Annotated in this window: 14 protein-coding genes; 11 read left to right on the forward strand and 3 right to left on the reverse strand. The window is 59.8% G+C overall.

Going from position 1 to position 18,188, the window contains the following annotated elements; translation table 11 throughout:
* The first annotated feature begins 9 nt into the window (after nucleotides 1-9).
* The 8 genes from B5E43_RS07555 (at nucleotide 10) to B5E43_RS07590 (ending at nucleotide 8,908) form a co-directional block, all read left to right on the forward strand.
* Entirely contained in the window at nucleotides 10-273 is a 264-nt protein-coding gene (locus tag B5E43_RS07555; RefSeq protein WP_087395266.1) for a DUF370 domain-containing protein, read from the forward strand.
* A 91-nt stretch (nucleotides 274-364) separates the two neighbouring features.
* The gene (gyrB, locus tag B5E43_RS07560; RefSeq protein ID WP_087395269.1) at nucleotides 365-2,311 is read left to right on the forward strand and encodes a DNA topoisomerase (ATP-hydrolyzing) subunit B; all 1,947 of its coding nucleotides are present in this window, start codon (nucleotides 365-367) and stop codon (nucleotides 2,309-2,311) included.
* Between the two features lie 9 nt (nucleotides 2,312-2,320).
* Nucleotides 2,321-2,983, forward strand: a complete 663-nt coding sequence (locus tag B5E43_RS07565; protein ID WP_087395272.1) for a hypothetical protein — start codon at nucleotides 2,321-2,323, stop codon at nucleotides 2,981-2,983.
* A gap of 29 nt (nucleotides 2,984-3,012) precedes the next feature.
* Nucleotides 3,013-5,595: a DNA gyrase subunit A gene (gene gyrA / locus B5E43_RS07570; protein WP_087395275.1), complete on the forward strand. Its 2,583-nt coding sequence runs from the start codon at nucleotides 3,013-3,015 to the stop codon at nucleotides 5,593-5,595.
* A gap of 38 nt (nucleotides 5,596-5,633) precedes the next feature.
* Nucleotides 5,634-6,104: an SHOCT domain-containing protein gene (locus B5E43_RS07575; protein WP_087395278.1), complete on the forward strand. Its 471-nt coding sequence runs from the start codon at nucleotides 5,634-5,636 to the stop codon at nucleotides 6,102-6,104.
* 33 nt (nucleotides 6,105-6,137) lie between these two features.
* Nucleotides 6,138-6,575, forward strand: a complete 438-nt coding sequence (rnhA, locus tag B5E43_RS07580) for a ribonuclease HI (RefSeq protein ID WP_087395281.1) — start codon at nucleotides 6,138-6,140, stop codon at nucleotides 6,573-6,575.
* 176 nt (nucleotides 6,576-6,751) lie between these two features.
* Nucleotides 6,752-7,561, forward strand: a complete 810-nt coding sequence (locus B5E43_RS07585; protein ID WP_087395284.1) for a MoxR family ATPase — start codon at nucleotides 6,752-6,754, stop codon at nucleotides 7,559-7,561.
* Nucleotides 7,562-7,711: 150 nt separating this feature from the next.
* On the forward strand, nucleotides 7,712-8,908 hold the full coding sequence (locus B5E43_RS07590) for a VWA domain-containing protein (RefSeq protein WP_087395287.1): 1,197 nt from the start codon (nucleotides 7,712-7,714) through the stop codon (nucleotides 8,906-8,908).
* A 670-nt stretch (nucleotides 8,909-9,578) separates the two neighbouring features.
* Here B5E43_RS07590 and B5E43_RS15240 read toward each other — a convergent pair.
* Together B5E43_RS15240 and typA are read right to left on the reverse strand one after the other, a co-directional pair.
* Complete coding sequence (locus tag B5E43_RS15240) at nucleotides 9,579-9,755, reverse strand: YlcI/YnfO family protein (RefSeq protein ID WP_164475081.1); 177 nt, start codon at nucleotides 9,753-9,755, stop codon at nucleotides 9,579-9,581.
* A gap of 327 nt (nucleotides 9,756-10,082) precedes the next feature.
* Nucleotides 10,083-11,912, reverse strand: a complete 1,830-nt coding sequence (gene typA / locus B5E43_RS07600) for a translational GTPase TypA (RefSeq protein ID WP_087395293.1) — start codon at nucleotides 11,910-11,912, stop codon at nucleotides 10,083-10,085.
* Nucleotides 11,913-12,201: 289 nt separating this feature from the next.
* Here typA and B5E43_RS07605 point away from each other — a divergent pair, with 289 nt between their 5' ends.
* Nucleotides 12,202-12,480, forward strand: a complete 279-nt coding sequence (locus tag B5E43_RS07605) for a hypothetical protein (protein ID WP_087395296.1) — start codon at nucleotides 12,202-12,204, stop codon at nucleotides 12,478-12,480.
* 293 nt (nucleotides 12,481-12,773) lie between these two features.
* Nucleotides 12,774-14,321, forward strand: coding sequence for a M23 family metallopeptidase (locus B5E43_RS07610; protein WP_143382970.1), 1,548 nt, complete (start codon nucleotides 12,774-12,776; stop codon nucleotides 14,319-14,321).
* A gap of 88 nt (nucleotides 14,322-14,409) precedes the next feature.
* Here the strand turns inward: B5E43_RS07610 and B5E43_RS07615 are convergent, their stop codons facing one another.
* A complete protein-coding gene (locus tag B5E43_RS07615; protein ID WP_087395302.1) occupies nucleotides 14,410-16,284 on the reverse strand; it encodes an LTA synthase family protein in 1,875 nt (624 codons plus the stop codon).
* 443 nt (nucleotides 16,285-16,727) lie between these two features.
* Between B5E43_RS07615 and B5E43_RS07620 the strand changes: the two genes are divergently transcribed.
* Entirely contained in the window at nucleotides 16,728-18,149 is a 1,422-nt protein-coding gene (locus B5E43_RS07620; RefSeq protein ID WP_087395304.1) for a glycine--tRNA ligase, read from the forward strand.
* The last annotated feature ends 39 nt before the right edge of the window (nucleotides 18,150-18,188 follow it).

Raw genomic sequence — 18,188 nt, forward strand, 5'->3', positions numbered from 1 at the left:
GGAAGTTTCATGTATCTCCATCTGGGCCAATCGGTGGTGGTGCCCCACCGGGAAATTTTAGGCATCTTTGATTTGGATAACGCCAGCTGGGCCTTTAAAACCCGGGAGTTTTTGGAACGGGCCGAGGCCGAAGGGAGAGCGGTGTGGCTGGGGGATGATCTGCCCCGGTCCTTCGTGGTGGTGGGCCGGCAGGGAGAGCCCCCCACCGTCTACCTCTCCCAGCTGTCCTCCGCCGCCCTCTCCCGGCGGCTGGAGCAGAACCTGATATCGTAAGTAAACAACCCAAGGAGCGGAGAGTGGAGAAGGAAGAACCACCCTCTCTTCCCTCTCCAATCTCCACTCCCAACTGATCCGGAGGTAAACTATGTCTGAAGAACTGAATGAACTGAGCTCCACCCAGGTGGACCACGAATACGGCGGCTCGGAGATCCAGGTCCTGGAGGGCCTGGAGGCGGTGCGCAAGCGCCCGGGCATGTACATCGGCTCCACCTCGGAGTCCGGTCTTCACCACCTGGTGTATGAGATCGTGGACAACTCCATCGATGAGGCCCTGGCCGGCTACTGCACCGACATCACCGTCACCATCAACCCGGGAAACACCATCACCGTTACCGACAACGGCCGCGGTATCCCCGTGGACATCCAGCCCCAGACCGGCCGGCCCGCTCTGGAGGTGGTCTTTACCGTCCTCCACGCCGGCGGCAAGTTCGGCGGCGGCGGATACAAGGTGTCCGGCGGCCTCCACGGCGTGGGCGCCAGCGTGGTCAACGCCCTCTCCGAGTGGCTGGAGGTCCAGGTCCACAAAAACGGGGAAATTTATGAGATGAAGTTTGCCCGGGGCAAGATTACCCAGGAAATGAAGGTGGTGGGCCGCACCGATCACACCGGCACCACCGTCACCTTCAAGCCCGACCGGTCGATGTTCGACACCCTGGAGTATAACTACGAGACCCTCCACACCCGCATGCGGGAGGAGGCCTTCCTCAACGCCGGCCTGCGCATCCAGACCGTGGACCTGCGTCCCGGCCAGGAGCAGGAGGACGACATGTGCTATGAGGGGGGCATCCGGGAGTTTGTCACCTTCATCAACCGGAACAAGGACCCCCTCCACCCCGAGGTCATCTACATGTCCGGGGCCAAGGAGGACTCCATGGCTGAGGTGGCCATGCAGTATAACGACGGCTACAACGAGATCATGGTCTCCTTCGCCAACAACGTCCATACCCCCGAGGGCGGCATGCACGAGGAGGGCTTTAAGCGGGCCCTGACCAACGTGCTCAACGCCTACGGACGGAAAATTAAGCTGCTGAAGGACGACGAGAAGGTCTCCGGCGAGGACTGCCGGGAGGGCCTCACCGTGGTCATCTCTGTGAAACTCACCGAGGCCCAGTTTGAGGGCCAGACCAAGGCCAAGCTGGGCAACAGCGAGATGCGCACCCTGGTCAACGCCATTGTCTCCGAGAAGCTGGAGACCTACCTGGAGGAGAATCCGGCGGTGGGCCGGGCCATTCTGGATAAGGCCCTCACCGCCAACCGGGCCCGGGAAGCCGCCCGGAAGGCCCGGGAGTCCATTCGCCGGAAGACTGCCCTGGGCGGGGCTGCCATGCCCGACAAGCTGCGGGACTGCAACGAAAATAACCCCGAGCTCACCGAGCTGTACATTGTCGAGGGCGACTCCGCCGGCGGCTCGGCCACCCAGGGCCGGGATTCCCGCTTCCAGGCCATCCTCCCCCTGTGGGGCAAGATGCTCAACGTGGAGAAGGCCCGGGCGGACAAGGTCTACGGCAACGACAAGCTCCAGCCCGTCATCACCGCCCTGGGGGCGGGCATCGGGGAGGAGTTCGACTCCTCCAGGCTGCGCTACCACAAGGTCATTATCATGGCCGATGCCGACGTGGACGGCGCCCACATCCGCACCCTCCTTTTGACCTTCTTCTTCCGCTTTATGCGCCCCCTCATTGAGGAGGGCTACGTCTACTCCGCCGTGCCCCCCCTCTACAAGCTCACCCGGGGCAAGACTACCCGGGTGGCCTTCTCCGACGAGGAACGGGATAAAATCTCCGCTGAGCTCCGGGGGGACAACCCCAACGCCAAGGTGGATATCTCTCGGTTTAAGGGTCTGGGCGAGATGAACCCCCACGAGCTGTGGGAGACCACCATGGACCCGGAGAAGCGTACCCTGCGGCGCATCGAGCTGGACGACGCCGTGGCCGCCGATGCCACCTTCAACATCCTCATGGGGGAAAAGGTGGAGCCCCGGAAGGAGTTCATTGAGAAGAACGCCAAGTACGCCGTGAATCTGGACTATTAAGGAGAACCTATGAGAAAAGTGATCTCAGCCCTGCTCTGCATGGCTGCCCTGACCCTGGCCCTCACCGCCTGCGGCAAGGAGAGCGGCGGGGAGCTGGAGTCCCTCCAGGCAGAAAACAGTCGCCTGGAGCAGCAGTTGTCCCAGATGGAGGAGGAGAAGGCCGCCCTGGAGGAGCAGCTCCAGAGCCAGACCCAGCAGCCCTCCCAGGAGGACAGCGCCCAGACCGGGAGCGACCAGGAGGAGGAAAATCCCATCGACACCTTTTATGACGGGGTGGACAGCGACGGCCCCACCGCCGTGCTGGACGCGGTAGCCGGCTGCCGGGCGGACGCCTGGCAGGCAGAGGTGCAGAACCTGGCCCGGGTGTTAAAAAGCCAGCTCCCCCTCCCCGAGGACCAGGGGCTGGTGGACGCCTATGTAACCGCCGCTCAGGAGCAGGTGGAACGGATGAATGTGATGGCCATCTACCCCATCTCCGACCTCACCCTCTCCCAGCAGGACCGGGTCATGACCTCGGGCACCCTGCGTGGGGTGCTGTGGGCGGGGAGCCGGGCCCGGATTTGGCGGGACACCTTCTACCAGCTCCAGGCCGCATCCCCTGACAGCTACACCTTCACCTTTGACCCAAGTGCCGCCCAGGCTCAGCTGGATGAGCTGCTCCAGGCGGGCTGATATCCCCATGTAAGGAGGCAATTTCACCCATGTCCAAGAAACCCCAATACGATCCGGAGGAGATTCGCTATCCCAACCAGATCATTGTCAACTCCCCCCTGGTGCCGGAGATGGAGAAATCCTACATCGAATATGCCATGTCCGTCATCGTGGGCCGGGCCCTGCCCGACGTGCGGGACGGCTTAAAGCCGGTCCACCGGCGCATCCTCTACGCCATGTATGAGGACAACCTCACCTCCGACAAGCCCTTTAAGAAGTCGGCCACCTGCGTGGGCGACGTGCTGGGCCGCTACCATCCCCACGGCGACGCCTCCGTCTATGACGCCCTGGTCCGTCTGGCTCAGGATTTCTCCATGCGCTACATGCTGGTGGACGGCCACGGCAACTTCGGCTCCGTGGATGGCGACCCCCCGGCCGCCTACCGTTACACCGAGGCCCGGCTGAGCAAAATTTCCAACGAGATGCTCCGGGACATTGAGAAGGACACCGTGGACTGGGACCCCAACTTTGACGAGACCCGGAAGGAGCCCAAGGTCCTCCCCTCCCGCTTCCCCAACCTGCTGGTCAACGGCTCCTCCGGCATCGCCGTGGGCATGGCCACCAACATCCCGCCCCACAACCTCAAGGAGGTCATCAACGCCACCATCTGCGTCCTGGACGACCCCAACGCCACCCTGGGCGACCTGATGGAGCACGTGAAGGGTCCCGACTTCCCCACCAAGGGAATTATCATGGGCCGCAGCGGCATCCGGGCGGCCTACGCCACCGGACGGGGTCGGATTATGGTCCGGGCCCGCCACGAGTTTGAGGAGTTCGGCAAGGACCGCACCCGCATCGTCATCACCGAGATCCCCTACCAGGTGAATAAGCGCATGCTCATCAAGAGTATGGCCGACCAGGTGGAGGACAAGCGGCTGGAGGGCATCTCCGACATTCGGGACGAGTCCGACCGCAACGGCATGCGTATCGTCATCGAGCTCAAGCGGGACGCCAATCCCCAGGTGGTCCTCAACCGCCTCTTTGCCCAGACCCAGCTGCAAACCACCTTCGCCATCAACATGCTGGCCCTGGTGGAGGTCAACGGCAAGCTCCAGCCCAAGATCCTCTCCCTGCGCCACATTCTGGACGAGTACATCGCCTACCAGGAGCAGGTCATCATCCGCCGCACCCGCTATGACCTGAAAAAGGCCCAGGAGCGGGCCCATCTGCTGGAAGGCCTGCTGGTGGCCCAGGACAACATCGACGAGGTCATCCGCATCATCCGCACCAGCTACGACAACGCCAAGGACCGCCTCATGGAGCGCTTTCAGCTGGACGACGTCCAGGCCCAGGCCATCTGCGACATGCGCCTGATCGCCCTCCAGGGCCTGAACCGGGAGAAGCTGGAGGCGGAGTACAAGGAGCTGGAGGAGCGCATCGCCTACTTCAACCAGCTGCTCTCCGACGAGGGCATGCTCCGGGGCGTGCTGAAGGACGAGCTCATCGCCATCCGGGACAAGTACGGCGACGAGCGCGTCACCGAGATCCAGGATGTGGAGGACGAGATCGACATCGAGGACCTCATCGAGGAGGAGCAGTGCGTCTTCACTCTCACCCAGGCGGGCTACATCAAGCGCACCCCCGCCAGTGAGTACGCCGCCCAGTCCAAGGGGGGCATGGGCAAGAAGGGCATCACCACCCGGGAGGAGGACTGCGTGGTGGACGTGTTCACCGCCTCCACCCACGACTACCTCTTCTTCTTCACCGACACCGGCAAGGTCTACCGCAAGAAGGGCTACCAGATCCCCGAGAGCGGCAAGACCGCCAAGGGCACCAATATCGTCAACATCCTCCAGGTGGAAAGCGGCGAGCGCATCCAGACCATGATCCACACCCGCCAGCTGGATAACGAGAACCTCTTCCTGGTCATGGTCACCCGCAACGGTACCGTCAAGCGCCTGCCCGTCACCACCCTGAAAAATATCCGCTCCAGCGGCATCCGGGCCCTGCGCCTGGAGGAGGGGGATGAGCTCATCTCCGTGCGGGAGACCGACGGCACCAAGAAGATCCTCATCGCCACCCACGACGGACAGGCCCTCTGCTTCGACGAGAACGACGTCCGGCCCATGGGCCGGGAGGCCGTGGGCATCCGTGGCATCCGCCTGCGGGAGGGAGACTATGTGGTAGGGGCCGCCCGGGCCACCGCCGGCAAGTCCGTCCTCACCATCACCGAGAAGGGCTACGGCAAGCGCACCCCCGTGGAGGAGTACCGCATCACCAACCGGGGCGGCTTGGGCATCAAGAACTACATGGTCACCGAGAAGACCGGTAAGATCGTGGGCATCAAAGTGGTGGACGGCAGCGAGGATCTGCTCCTGGTCACCCAGGCGGGCATCCTCATCCGCACCCATGTGGACGCCATCCGCATGGCGGGTCGGGCCACCCAGGGTGTCATCGTCATGCGCTTCAAGGAGGAGGGAGACCAGGTGATCTCCCTGGCCCTGGCTGACCGGGAGGAGACTGCCGACACCCAGCAGCCCCAGGAGCCCGAGGGGGAAGAACTTCCCGCCCAGGAGCCGGAGATGGACGCGACCGACGATCCCCAGGAAGAAGCTAAGTCCGAAGAGGAATAATACCGAAATAAAATACAATTAGGACAGGAGGAGAGGCCATGAGCCGGAGAAGACGGGGACGGTTTACCGTCCAGTACCAGCCCACCGGACCCGCCCGGGCCACCCGAAGGATGGGGGGCGCGGTCCAGGCCATCTTTGGATTTGTATTTGTGTGTGTCGCCATTGGACAGATCATGCCCATTTCTTTTCTGTTCAGCCTGCCTTTTTTGGCCATGGGCGGCTTTGCCATGGTGACGGGGCTCATCAACCTGTTCTCCAAAAACGGCTTTGCCCAGCGGGTGGGCTATGACGTGGAGACGGGAGTGGAGGAGGAGACCATCGTGGGCCTCATGGACGAGGTCACCAAGGAGGAGTCCTCCTCCCCCGCCCCGGAGGACCACGACCACATCCCCTCCACCGCCCTGGACGCCAAGGGGCGGCTGGAGCAGCTGGAGACTCTGAAAAAAGCCGGACTCATCACCCAGAAGGAGTATGAGGAGAAGCGCCAGGAGATCCTCTCCCGCCTGTAACGGAGGGAACCACACCAAAAAAGGAATCTGACCATGAAAACTGTCACCATCTACACCGACGGAGCCTGCTCCGGCAACCCCGGCCCCGGGGGCTGGGGGGCCATCCTCATGTACGGCGCCCACAAGAAGGAGCTGTCCGGGGGCGAAAAGCAGACCACCAACAACCGCATGGAGCTCACCGGGGTCATCACCGCCCTGGAGGCCCTCACCGAGCCCTGTATCGTGGAGCTCTACTCCGACTCCAAGTACGTCATTGACGGCCTGGGCAAGGGCTGGGCCAAGGGCTGGCGGGCCCGGGGCTGGGTGAAGAGCGATAAAAAGCCCGCCCTCAACCCCGACCTGTGGGGAAAGCTGCTGGACCTGTGTGAGCGCCACCAGGTGAATCTCCACTGGGTCAAGGGCCACGCAGAGAACCCCTACAACAACCGCTGTGACCAGCTGGCTGTGGAGCAGAGCAAGCGTTTTCAGTAACACCTGTGGAAGAAAGAAGCCGGACCGGGAAGAGAGTTTTCCCGGTCCGGTTTTGATGTGAAGTAGGGCTGTATTTTGAAAAACAAGGGGAAAGGGTTGCAATTTGGGGTAAAAAATTATACAATTCGGAGCATGAGTTTAAAAAGGCCCTCGGGGCCGGGAAGGATCGCAAAACGATGAAGGAATTTCACGGAAGTCAGAATTATGTGGCCGACCAGGAGCTGCTCCAGGCGGTGAATATTGCCATGGTGCTCCAAAAGCCCCTGCTCATCAAGGGGGAGCCGGGCACGGGAAAGACCATGCTGGCTGAGGCCATTGCCCAGGCCCTGGGGAAAAAGCTGATCATCTGGAACATCAAGTCCACCACCAAGGCCCAGGACGGCCTGTATGTCTACGACGTGGTCCAGCGGCTTTATGACAGCCAGTTCGGCGGAAAAAATGTGGATAATGTGGAGCAGTACGTGAAGCTGGGCAAGCTGGGCGAGGCCTTTACCGACGAGGAGCAGGTGATTTTGCTCATCGACGAGATTGACAAGGCGGACCTGGAGTTCCCCAACGACCTGCTGTGGGAGCTGGACCGGATGGAGTTCCACATCCCCGAGACAGGCCGGACGGTGAAGGCCAACCACCGCCCGGTGGTCATCATCACCTCCAATGCCGAGAAGGAGCTGCCCGACGCCTTTCTGCGCCGGTGTGTGTTCCACTATATCGCCTTCCCGGATAAGGAGCTGATGGCCCAGATCGTCCGGGTCCACTTCCCCGACCTGGACGACAAGCTCCTCACCCAGGTGCTGGAGGCCTTTTATAAGATTCGCCAGCTGCCCCAGATCAAGAAAAAGCCCTCCACCAGTGAGATCATCGACTGGATCCAGGCCCTGGTCCACGGGGGTGTGGACCCCAAACGGGTGGTCAAGGAGGTGCCCTACCTGGGGGTGCTGCTGAAGAAGAACGAGGACATGGACGCCCTGCGCCGCACCTGGCGGTGAAGTCCTTTTTCTTGAAAGAAAAAGGACGCAAAAAGAACTTCCACGGCTTCTCTTTGGACTGGATTTTTGTTTAGAACCCCATCGGTCTCTTGTCTGTGGTCCGGTCGGGTAAAAGAAATGTAGGAAACTGTGGATGGGAAAGGAAGCACCATGTTTGAGGATTTTCTCTATCTGCTGCGGAAAAATGGGTTAAAAGTCTCTCTCACCGAGTGGATGGCCCTGATGGAGGGGTTGGAAAAGAATCTTCACGGGGCCAGCTTCACCGGGTTTTACCACCTGTGTCGGTGCCTGCTGGTGAAGAGTGAGGCGGATTTTGACCGGTTTGACCGCTGTTTTTTGGAATATTTTAAAGACGTGCCCTTCCAGCAGGAGGTATCCCAGGAGCTGATGGACTGGCTGAACCGGCCCGACGTGCTCAACGACTACGCCAACTATGACGAGGCGGCGGCCCTCCGGGCCCTGGGGCTCAGCGAGGAAGAGATCGAGCGGATGCTCAAAGAGCGCATGGAGGAGCAAAACGAGGAGCACAACGGAGGCAGCTACTGGGTGGGGACCCACGGCATGTCCACCTTCGGCAACTCCGGTCTGGCCCCCAAGGGCATCCGGGTGGGCGGCCAGTCCATGTACAAGCGGGCCTTCCGGGTGGCAGGCGAGCGGAAATTTCGGGACTTCCGCCGGGACAACACCCTGGACACCCGCCAATTCCAGGTGGCCCTGCGGAAACTGCGGCAGTTCTCCGGATTGGTGGACCTCCCCCCTACCGAGTTCGATGTGGACAACACCATCAAGGACACCGCCGACAATGCGGGGATGTTAAAGGTGCGGTACAAGCGGCCCCGGGAGAATACGGTGAAGGTTCTCCTTCTCATGGACTCCGGCGGCTCCATGGACTACTACTCCCAGCTGTGCTCTGCTTTGTTCCAGGCGGTGAGCAAGTCGGGCCACTTTAAGGACCTGCGGGTCTACTACTTCCACAACTGCGTGTATGGGCGGCTCTACAAGGACCCCATGCTCCTCTCCCGGGACTCGGTGACCACGGACTGGGTACTCTCCAACATTGCCACCGACTGGAAGATTATCTTCGTGGGAGATGCTCAGATGGCCCCCTACGAGCTGATGGGAGGCTATTACGGCAGCGGGCGCAGCGACGGTCCCCAATGTGGGATGGATTATTTAAAATTATTCCGCGGCCGCTACCCCGGCTGCATTTGGCTCAACCCCAGCCAGCGGCCCCAATGGGGGCAATATTGGTCCCAGACCTACGACGACATTGCCCGCCTCATCCCCATGTTCCCCCTGACGGTGGATGGATTGGAGGAGGGCATGAAGAAATTATTGGCCCGGTGAGAAGAGATTGATTTTCGGCCGCCTGGGGGCGGGGGATTTTTCGCATGCAGGTTGGGGATATTTCGCCTGCGGGCGGGACGGGGATTGGGGATGTTTCGCCCTCCGGGGCGAGTGACTTTCTGGGCGCCCAGAAAGTCACCAAAGATGCGTTCAAGGGAAGGGGGATTTCGATTTCCCCCTTCCCTTGAAAATCCTATCCCCTTAAAACGACCAATCAGGGGGGGCTTCGGCCCCCCTATTGGATGTACCCCCGGGGAAAGCAGCTACCACCCGATGCGTAACGGCGGCCGAAGGCCGCCTTTTTCGTTCATTGTTCCTTTCATTTACAAGACAGTAAGTCAAAAACTAGAGCTGTTAAAAGAAAATAATCAGAACGAATTGTATTTTACCTTCTAAGCATGCATTTTATCAAAGCACTTCATTTTGATTGAGCGGTCCCTTTTCCGGGGGGTACATCCAATAGGGGGGACCGCAGTCCCCCCTGATTGGTCGTTTGTGTGAGAGGGGATTTCAAAGGGGAGAGAGGAATCGAAACCTCTCTCCCCTTTGACGGCTCTTTGGTGACTTTCTGGCCGGCCAGAAAGTTACTCGCCCCGGAGGGCGAAATATCCCCAACCCCCGCCCCGCCCACAGGCAAATAAAAAGACCCTCGAACCAAGCGGCTCGGGGGTCAAGTTTCTTCTTCTTTTAAGTTTTCCAAGGCTACGCGGACAGCTTCGATAACAAAGGCGCTAAAGGTACAGTTTGTTCCTCGAATGGCCTGCTCTACTTCTTCAATGACATCATTTGGAAAGCGAATACTCTTTGATGTGGTGGGCGGATCATTTGGAATTTTAAACTTTCTCATGTGCATCACCATGGTTAGTGTACACATATAAATGAATTACGTATGCAATACAAATGAATTGCAATAAATAGAAATGTATGCTACCATAAACAAAAGGTGGTGACTGAGTTGGATGAGTATAAAAAGCCATATTTTACCTTGTTTAATCAAATCACAGATGCTATGCAGGCATTAGAATCGAAAAAATTATGGTCAGGCAGAAGAAATTTTGCGTCGGGCCCAACAGCAGGCAGAAGAACAATTTATTTCCCAGAACGAACCGTAATATAAAAACTCCCTGTATTCTGCATGACGCAAAATACGGGGAGTTTCCCATTTTCCTAAGAATTAACCTTTTTTCTTAGAGGCAATCCGCATCCGCTCGCCGTGGTCCAGAATCCGCTTGCGCAGGCGGAGATTCTCCGGCGTGCACTCCAACAGCTCGTCGTCGGCCAGAAATTCCAGACACTGCTCCAGAGACATCTGCCGGGGAGTGGTCAGACGCAGGGCGTCATCAGAGCCGGAAGCACGCATGTTGGTCAGCTGCTTTTTCTTGCACACGTTGACGGAAATGTCCTCCTGCTTGGGGGACACGCCCACGATCATACCGGCATACACGGGAGTGCCCGCGCCGATGAACAGCTGGCCGCGCTCCTGGGCGTTGAACAGACCGTAGGTTACCGCCTCGCCGGTCTCGAAAGCCACCAGGGAGCCGGTGTTCCGGCGCTGGATCTCACCCTTCATGGGCTGATAGCTATCAAAGACGGAGGCCATGATGCCCTCGCCCTTGGTATCCGTCAAGAACTCATTGCGGTAGCCGAACAGGCCGCGGGAAGGCACCAAAAACTCCACCTTCATCCGGCTGCCCACGGGGGTCATCTCCACCAGATCGCCCTTCCGGGAACCGATCTTCTCCATGACCGGGCCCACGCAGTCGGCAGGCACATCTACCACCAGGCGCTCAATGGGCTCGCACTTCACCCCGTCGATCTCCTGATAGAGCACGCGGGGGGGCGAAACCTGGAGCTCATAGCCCTCTCGGCGCATGGTCTCAATGAGGATGGACAGGGACATTTCGCCCCGGCCCGCCACATTGAAGGAGTCGGTGGAATTTTCCACCTCAGTCACCCGCAGGGACACGTCCTTCAACGTCTCCCGGAACAGCCGCTCCCGCAGTTGACGGCTGGTGACAAACTTGCCCTCCCGGCCGGCAAAGGGAGAGTCGTTGACGGAGAAGGTCATCTCGATGGTGGGGGCGGAGATCTTGACAAACTCCATGGGCTCCACACAGTCGGGGACACAGATGGTGTCGCCGATGGTGATGTCCCCAATGCCGCTCATGGCAATAATATTGCCGGCGGTGGACTGCTGAACCGGGACCTTGGCCAGGCCATCAAACTCGTACAGGGCGGTCGCCTTGGCCTTCTTGGGGGCAGCGTCGGGGTCGTGGTAGTTGCACACCGCGATCTCCTGGTTCTGCTTGATGGTGCCCCGCTCAATGCGGCCGATGGCGATGCGGCCCACGAACTCATTGTAATCGATGGAGGACACCAGCATCTGGAAGGGGGCGTCCAAATCCGCCTCGGGGGCGGGAATATACTCCAGGATGGTATCGAACAGGGGCTTCAGGTCGCTGCCCGCCACGTCAGGCTGCACCGAGGCGGTGCCCTGCCGGCCGGAGCAGAAGAGCATGGGGCTGTCCAACTGCTCGTCGGTGGCGTTCAGGTCCATGAGCAGCTCCAACACCTCGTCGATAACCTCATACACCCGCTGGTCGGGACGGTCGATCTTGTTGACCACCACAATTACCCGGTGGCCCAGCTCCAGAGCCTTGGACAGCACGAACCGGGTCTGGGGCATGGGGCCCTCGGCGGCGTCCACCAGCAGGATGACGCCGTTGACCATCTTCAGAATGCGCTCCACCTCGCCGCCGAAGTCGGCGTGGCCCGGGGTGTCCACGATGTTGATCTTCACGCCGTTGTACTCCACGGCGGTGTTCTTGGCCAGGATGGTGATGCCGCGCTCCCGCTCCAGGTCATTGGAATCCATCACGCGCTCCACCACAGCCTGGTTCTCCCGGTAGACGCCCGACTGCTTGAGCATCTCGTCCACCAGGGTAGTCTTGCCGTGGTCGACGTGAGCGATGATGGCTACATTTCTTAGCTTTTCGTTGCGCACGTTTTCGCACCTCAAATCTTTGAATTTCCCATACAGACGTGGTATTATACCCCTTTTCTCACAAAAACGCAACGTCTTTCCACAAAAAAACCCGATTTGCCTGAAACGGCTCCCCCAGGGGCAAAAAAGGTCGAAAAAATGTTCGAATCCCTCTTGACAAAATCGAACGTATGTTGTAATTTAACGTTAGAACATTCGTTCCCAGAACGGGGGGCCGCAATGGTCCGGTTTTTGGGACATTTTGGGGAATAAACTGGGGAAAACAGACCAAAGTGGGAGGGAACACACCATGCAGACCATCTATTGTACCACCGCGAACATCACCAGCCGGCCGGAGAAGGTGGTGAATTTGGAGGACTACCGCCGCCGTCTGGAGCTGGAAGAGGAGGGGAGCTTAGCCCCTCAGCCCCGGGATTGGAAGGAGGATCCGGTGGTCCAGGGCCCCTGGGCCCCCCGGGAGCACCGTCCCCGCCGCCGCCGGTCTCTGCCCGCCCTGCTGGACCTGTGGTGCAGCCTGGGGGTGCTGGCCATGACCCTCACCTTTACTCTACGGGTACTTATTGCCTGAGCAGTCTTTGTGATTTCGACGAATTTACCGCCCTACTGGTTAGACTCCGGTGGGGCGGTCTTCTGTTTTTTGTGGGCGGTCCCCTCCCCCGCCGGTATGGGGCACAACATATAGAAAAATGGGGCTTGGGTAAAAATTTCATTTGATTTTCCAACAAATATCCAGCCAAAGCCAGGAAAAGGGTTGACGCAGGCCGGGAAAGCGTGTATAGTAACGTTGTTACCAATTTGTAACCCTTTTGTATGAATTGTTATTTTTTCCCCAGAAGCCAGCAAGAGATGAAAGAGGCGTCTATGGAACATATTTTGCATCCGATGGCGGAGGAGGATTTGACTCCCCAGCCGGAACAAATGAATCAGGAAAAAACCTCGCCCCGGTTCCAGTTTGACCGCCAGGCCTGGGAGGACCGCCGGAAGCAAGTGGTTCAGGACTGGAAGATTTTTCGGGAGTGGGCCCGCATCCACCTGCGCCGGGCAGCCCACATCACCCACGGCGCTCTGGCGGTGCAGCGGGCGGTGGGACCGGCCACCTTTTTGGGAATCGCCGCAGCCCTGGGTGTGGCCCTCACCCTGACCACCCTGTACACCCCCAGCTATGCCGTCACCTTGGACGGGGAGCCGGTGGGCGTGGTGGCCGACCAGGGGGTGGTGGAAAACGCCATCGACCAGGTGGAGTCGGCAGGCACCTCCCTGCTGGGCTATGACTACCAGGTGAAGGGGGATGTGGAATATCAGTTCGCCCTCACCTTAAAAAGTGACATCACTCAGGACTCCGATATCCAAAACTTTTTCTACGGCCAGCTGGATGAGGCCAGTGTCCACCTGCGGCAGTGCCAGGTGAGCGTGGGCGGCCAGGTGATTGGCGTGGTGAAGGATGAGGACGCCCTCAACGAGATGCTGGAGGAGCTGAAAAACCAGTACGTCAACGAGAACACCACCTCGGCGGAATTTGTGGAGGACGTGTCCATGGACTACGTCTACGCCGCCGAAAACCTGCTCACCACCGACGAAATGCGCCAGGCTCTGGAGGCCAACTCCACCGGCGAGACCACCTACACCGTGGTGAAGGGAGACACCTTCAACGCCATCGCCTACGCCAATGACATGTCGGTGAGCGACCTGAAGGCCCTCAACCCCGATGTGGACATTAACCGCCTGATGATCGGCGACGTGCTCAACGTCAAAGAACTAATTCCCGTTTTGTCGGTGCAGACCACCGAGCACCAGGTGTACACCCAGGCCATTGAGTGCCCGGTGGAAGAGGTGGAGGACAGCTCCATGTACAAGGGTACCTCCAAAATCCTCACCCAGGGCGTGGAGGGCGAGGCCCAGATCGAGGCCGACGTCACCTATGTCAACGGCTACGAGAAGGAGCGCACCGTGCTCTCCTCCACCACCCTCCGGGAGCCCACCACCACAGTGAAGGCTATCGGCACCAAGGAAAAGCCCAAGACCGCCTCCACCGGCAGCTTCTCCTGGCCCATTTCCGGGCGGATTACCTCCTACTTCGGCGGACGGTATATCTTCGGCAGCTACAGCTACCACTCCGGCTTGGATATCTCCTGCTCCTATGGAGCTTCCATCAAGGCCGCCGACGGCGGACGGGTCACCTTCGCCGGGTACAAGGGCTCCTATGGCTACCTGGTGATTATCACCCACGACAATGGCACCCAGACCTATTACGCCCATAACTCCTCCCTGCTGGTCTCCGCCGGCGACAAGGTGTATAAGGGTCAGACCATTGCCAAGGCGGGCAGCACCGGCCGGTCCACCGGCACCCACTGTCACTTTGAGGTCCGCGTCAACGGCAGTGCAGTTAACCCCCTCAATTACCTGAGATAATCTGCCAAATCCCGTACAACGAACAATCCCCGCAGGCCTGTAACAAGCCTGCGGGGATTCTTTGTGGAAAAACCTGTGCAAAATGTGACTAATTTCCGGGAATTATTTCCATTTCCCGGTAATATTGGGCACCCAGGAAGGCGCTGAGGAAGGTTTCTTTCCCCTCAGACAGGTGATCGGTGAGGGAGCCGTCCTGCCAGAAGAGATCCTGAACGTGGACCAGAGGGGTGATGTCCCGAAGCTGGCGGGAGAGCTGCATGAAAGCAGGGCCCTCCCAGGAGCACTGGTCGAAGAGCTCCGTCATGAGGAAGCAGGGGGAGAAGTCCCCGCCCTCCCCCACAAAGTCGTTGCCTAAGGTCTCCCGGGCCGCGGAGTTGGCCCAGATGAGATAGGGAGTGGAGTAGTAGTCGTAAAAGCCCTGGACGGTGGACACGTCAAAGTCCACCCCCAGCTGGGCGTAAGCGGAGTTGCCGTTGCCACCCCAGGGCTTGTGGTCCCCGAAGAGGACCAGCACCACCGGCTCCTCCAGCTGTTCCAGCCCTTCCACCAGGCCGGTCATGGCGTCGATGGTGTCCTTTACCCCTTTAAGGTAGTTGTTCCAAATGTTGCAGGTCTCAGCGGTGTAGCCGGTGGAGGCGGGGGTGAGATATTCCACCGCGGAGGTGAAGGTGGTCTCATAGGGGCCGTGGTTCTGGTAGGACACGGCAAAGGAGAAGCAGGGACCCTGGGAAATGTCTGCCTTCAGCTGTTCCAAGAGCTCCTCCACCAGGATGTGGTCGGAGTTATAGATGGCAGAGGTGGGGTCCACCAGCTCCCCGTAGCGGTTCTCGGTGAACCAGCTGTCCTCAAAGCCCAGGTACTCCACCACGTTCTGCCGGTTATAGAACCAGCCGTAGCCTGGATGGCTGAATGTGGTGTGGTAGCCCTGGTCCTGGAAGTACCACACATAGGAGTCGGTGTTTTTCCGGAACTCCTCGTGGTCGGTGTAGCCGGTGAGGAAGGCCCACTCGCTGTCCACCGTCCCGCCGGCGAAGATGTTGGTGAGCAAATCGCCGCTCACCGACTGCTCCTCCAGCTGGTGCCAGGGCTCGTACACCTTGGCCACCTCCGGGTGGTCCCCCAGAGCGGGGAAGTCGGTGAGGTCACAGAAGGCCTCCAGCATAATGCCCATCACCGACACCTGCTGTTCCGGGGGAATATCTGCATCGGTATAGGACCCCAGCAGCTGGGCGGCAGCGGCCTCCTCGTACCCCGGAGGGGGGGTGGGAAAGACATCCCACAGCGAGTAGAGAAAGGGGTAGATACAGCCCTTGGACAGGTAGACCTCCACGTCGGACCACTGGTTGATAAAGCGGTTGTTCTCTGTCTCGTCGTAGTGGACGGGGCTGAGAAAGAGCACCGGCAGAGCCACCCCCATAAGGGCCAGGCAGGACAGGGCCCCAAAGGTCCGCTCCCGCCAGCCCCGCAGGCCGTTGGGCATAAGGAAGATGGCAAAAAGCAGCCCAGCCACCAGACAGAACAGGGTGAACCAGGTCAGCCAGGTCACATCCAGGGAGTAGCCCCCCACAATGCCCCCCGCCTCGGCGGCCAGACGCAGATCCCCGGCCAGGAGGGGGTCGGAGCGCAGGCGGATTTTAAAATAGTTGACCATGGACAGCCCCACCACGGTACAGAAGCTGACCAGAAAGCCCGCCCAGGCCCGGCGGGTGAGAAAGTAGACCAGCCAGAGGATGAGCACAGGGGGCAGCAGGTTCAAAAACAGAATGAGGGGGTGGGTGAGGTAGGAGTAGAACATGGCCAGGCCGTTGAGCTTGAGGTAGGCGGTGGCGGCATAGAGCAGGGCCAGAAGGCCGATGCAGCAGCCCAGGCCGTTGAGCGACACCGCCAGCCAGACGGTGTGGGCGGTGGAGTAGCGCTCCTCCGAGCCCTTGGGCAGGCGGAGGATCTGCAGCAGGTGGTTCATGGTTTCGAACTTCCTCTTCCCTTCCCGGGAAAATCTCCCGGGCAAATTTTACGCAGATTATACCATACTTTAAAAAAAAAGAAAAGACAGCTCCCCTTTTCCACTGGGAATGGGGAAAAATCCGCCGCCTGGGCCTTGACAAGGGGGCTGTGTGTGTAATAGAATGTTGGGCACAGCGATGACAGGAAACAGTACCTCGTGCCGGGGCGCAAGAGAGAGGATGGCCGGTGCAAATCCTCCGAGGGCATGGTGGGAAAGGCGTCCTGGAGCGCGGGCAGGAAATGGCCCGCCGGTCCCCGCCGTTACCGGGAAGGAAGTGCGCGTACACCATACGCGAATTCAGGTGGAACCACGGACATGTTATTTGTTCGCCCTGAGCCCAAAAGGCTCAGGGCGTTTTTTATGCCCTGAGTCACAATTCAAGACGAGAAGGAGCTGGAAACATGAAGAACACGGAAAAGACCATGGAGAAGATCGTAAATCTGTGCAAAGGCCGGGGCTTTATCTTCTCCGGCAGCGAGATCTACGGCGGCCTGGCCAACACCTGGGACTACGGCCCCCTGGGTGTGGAGCTGAAGAACAACGTGAAGAAGGCCTGGTGGAAGAAGTTCGTCCAGGAGAACCCCTACAACGTAGGGCTGGACGCCGCCATCCTGATGAATCCCCAGGTGTGGGTGGCCTCCGGCCACGTGGGCGGCTTCTCCGATCCTCTGATGGACTGTAAGGAGTGCAAGGAGCGCTTCCGCGCCGACAAGGTCATTGAGGACTGGTGCCAGGAGAACAACTTCGACCTGGGCCACAGCGTGGACGCCATGAGCCAGGCGGAGATGAAGGCCTTTGTGGAGGAGCACAACATCCCCTGCCCCACCTGCGGCAAGCACAACTGGACGGACATCCGCCAGTTTAACCTGATGTTCAAGACCTTCCAGGGTGTCACCGAGGACGCCAAGAACACCGTGTACCTGCGTCCCGAGACCGCCCAGGGCATCTTTGTCAACTTCCAGAACGTCCAGCGCACCACCCGCCGGAAGCTGCCCTTCGGCGTGTGCCAGGTGGGCAAGTCCTTCCGCAATGAGATCACCCCGGGCAACTTCACCTTCCGCACCCGGGAGTTCGAGCAGATGGAGCTGGAGTTCTTCTGCAAGCCGGGCACCGAGCTGGAGTGGTTCTCCTACTGGAAGAAGTTCTGCCACGACTGGCTGCTGGGCCTGGGCATCAAGGATGAAAACCTTCGCCTGCGGGATCATGAGCCCGAGGAGCTCAGCCACTACTCCAACGCCACCACCGACTTTGAGTTCGTCTTCCCCTTCGGCTGGGGCGAGCTGTGGGGCGTGGCCTCCCGCACCAACTTTGACCTGACCGCCCACCAGAACACCTCCGGCAAGGACATGACCTACTTCGACCAGGAGGCCAACGAGCACTATATCCCCTACGTGGTGGAGCCCTCCCTGGGCGCCGACCGGGTGACCCTGGCCTTCCTGGTGGACGCCTACGACGAGGAAGTGGTGGACGAGGCCAAGAACGATGTGCGCACCGTCCTGCGCCTCCACCCCGCTCTGGCCCCCTACAAGTGCGCCGTGCTGCCCCTGAGCAAGAAGCTGGGCGACAAGGCCCGTGAGATCCAGAGCGAGCTGTCCAAGTACTTCATGGTGGACTACGACGACGCCGGCTCCATCGGCAAGCGCTACCGCCGCCAGGACGAGATCGGCACCCCCTACTGCATCACCGTGGACTTCCAGACCGTGGGCAGCGACACTGAGGAGGCCGACCACGCCGTCACCATCCGGGACCGTGACACCATGGACCAGGTCCGGGTACCCATCAGCCAGCTGAAGGCCTGGCTGGAGGAGAAGATGGCCTATTAATTTCCCATATGGATAAAAAAGGATGGCTGATTCAATCAG

Source organism: Flavonifractor sp. An100 (assembly GCF_002161175.1).
GTDB lineage: Bacteria > Bacillota > Clostridia > Oscillospirales > Oscillospiraceae > Lawsonibacter.

What these genes read in the sequence shown, in the direction of transcription:
- B5E43_RS07555 (WP_087395266.1), top strand. Translation starts at nt 10, where the DNA reads ATGTATCTCCATCTGGGCCAATCGGTGGTGGTGCCCCACCGGGAAATT.
- B5E43_RS07615 (WP_087395302.1), bottom strand. Translation starts at nt 16,284, where the DNA reads ATGAACCACCTGCTGCAGATCCTCCGCCTGCCCAAGGGCTCGGAGGAG.
- gyrA (WP_087395275.1), top strand. Translation starts at nt 3,013, where the DNA reads ATGTCCAAGAAACCCCAATACGATCCGGAGGAGATTCGCTATCCCAAC.
- gyrB (WP_087395269.1), top strand. Translation starts at nt 365, where the DNA reads ATGTCTGAAGAACTGAATGAACTGAGCTCCACCCAGGTGGACCACGAA.
- B5E43_RS07605 (WP_087395296.1), top strand. Translation starts at nt 12,202, where the DNA reads ATGCAGACCATCTATTGTACCACCGCGAACATCACCAGCCGGCCGGAG.
- rnhA (WP_087395281.1), top strand. Translation starts at nt 6,138, where the DNA reads ATGAAAACTGTCACCATCTACACCGACGGAGCCTGCTCCGGCAACCCC.
- B5E43_RS07565 (WP_087395272.1), top strand. Translation starts at nt 2,321, where the DNA reads ATGAGAAAAGTGATCTCAGCCCTGCTCTGCATGGCTGCCCTGACCCTG.
- B5E43_RS07585 (WP_087395284.1), top strand. Translation starts at nt 6,752, where the DNA reads ATGAAGGAATTTCACGGAAGTCAGAATTATGTGGCCGACCAGGAGCTG.
- B5E43_RS07610 (WP_143382970.1), top strand. Translation starts at nt 12,774, where the DNA reads ATGGAACATATTTTGCATCCGATGGCGGAGGAGGATTTGACTCCCCAG.
- B5E43_RS07590 (WP_087395287.1), top strand. Translation starts at nt 7,712, where the DNA reads ATGTTTGAGGATTTTCTCTATCTGCTGCGGAAAAATGGGTTAAAAGTC.
- B5E43_RS07575 (WP_087395278.1), top strand. Translation starts at nt 5,634, where the DNA reads ATGAGCCGGAGAAGACGGGGACGGTTTACCGTCCAGTACCAGCCCACC.
- B5E43_RS15240 (WP_164475081.1), bottom strand. Translation starts at nt 9,755, where the DNA reads ATGAGAAAGTTTAAAATTCCAAATGATCCGCCCACCACATCAAAGAGT.
- B5E43_RS07620 (WP_087395304.1), top strand. Translation starts at nt 16,728, where the DNA reads ATGAAGAACACGGAAAAGACCATGGAGAAGATCGTAAATCTGTGCAAA.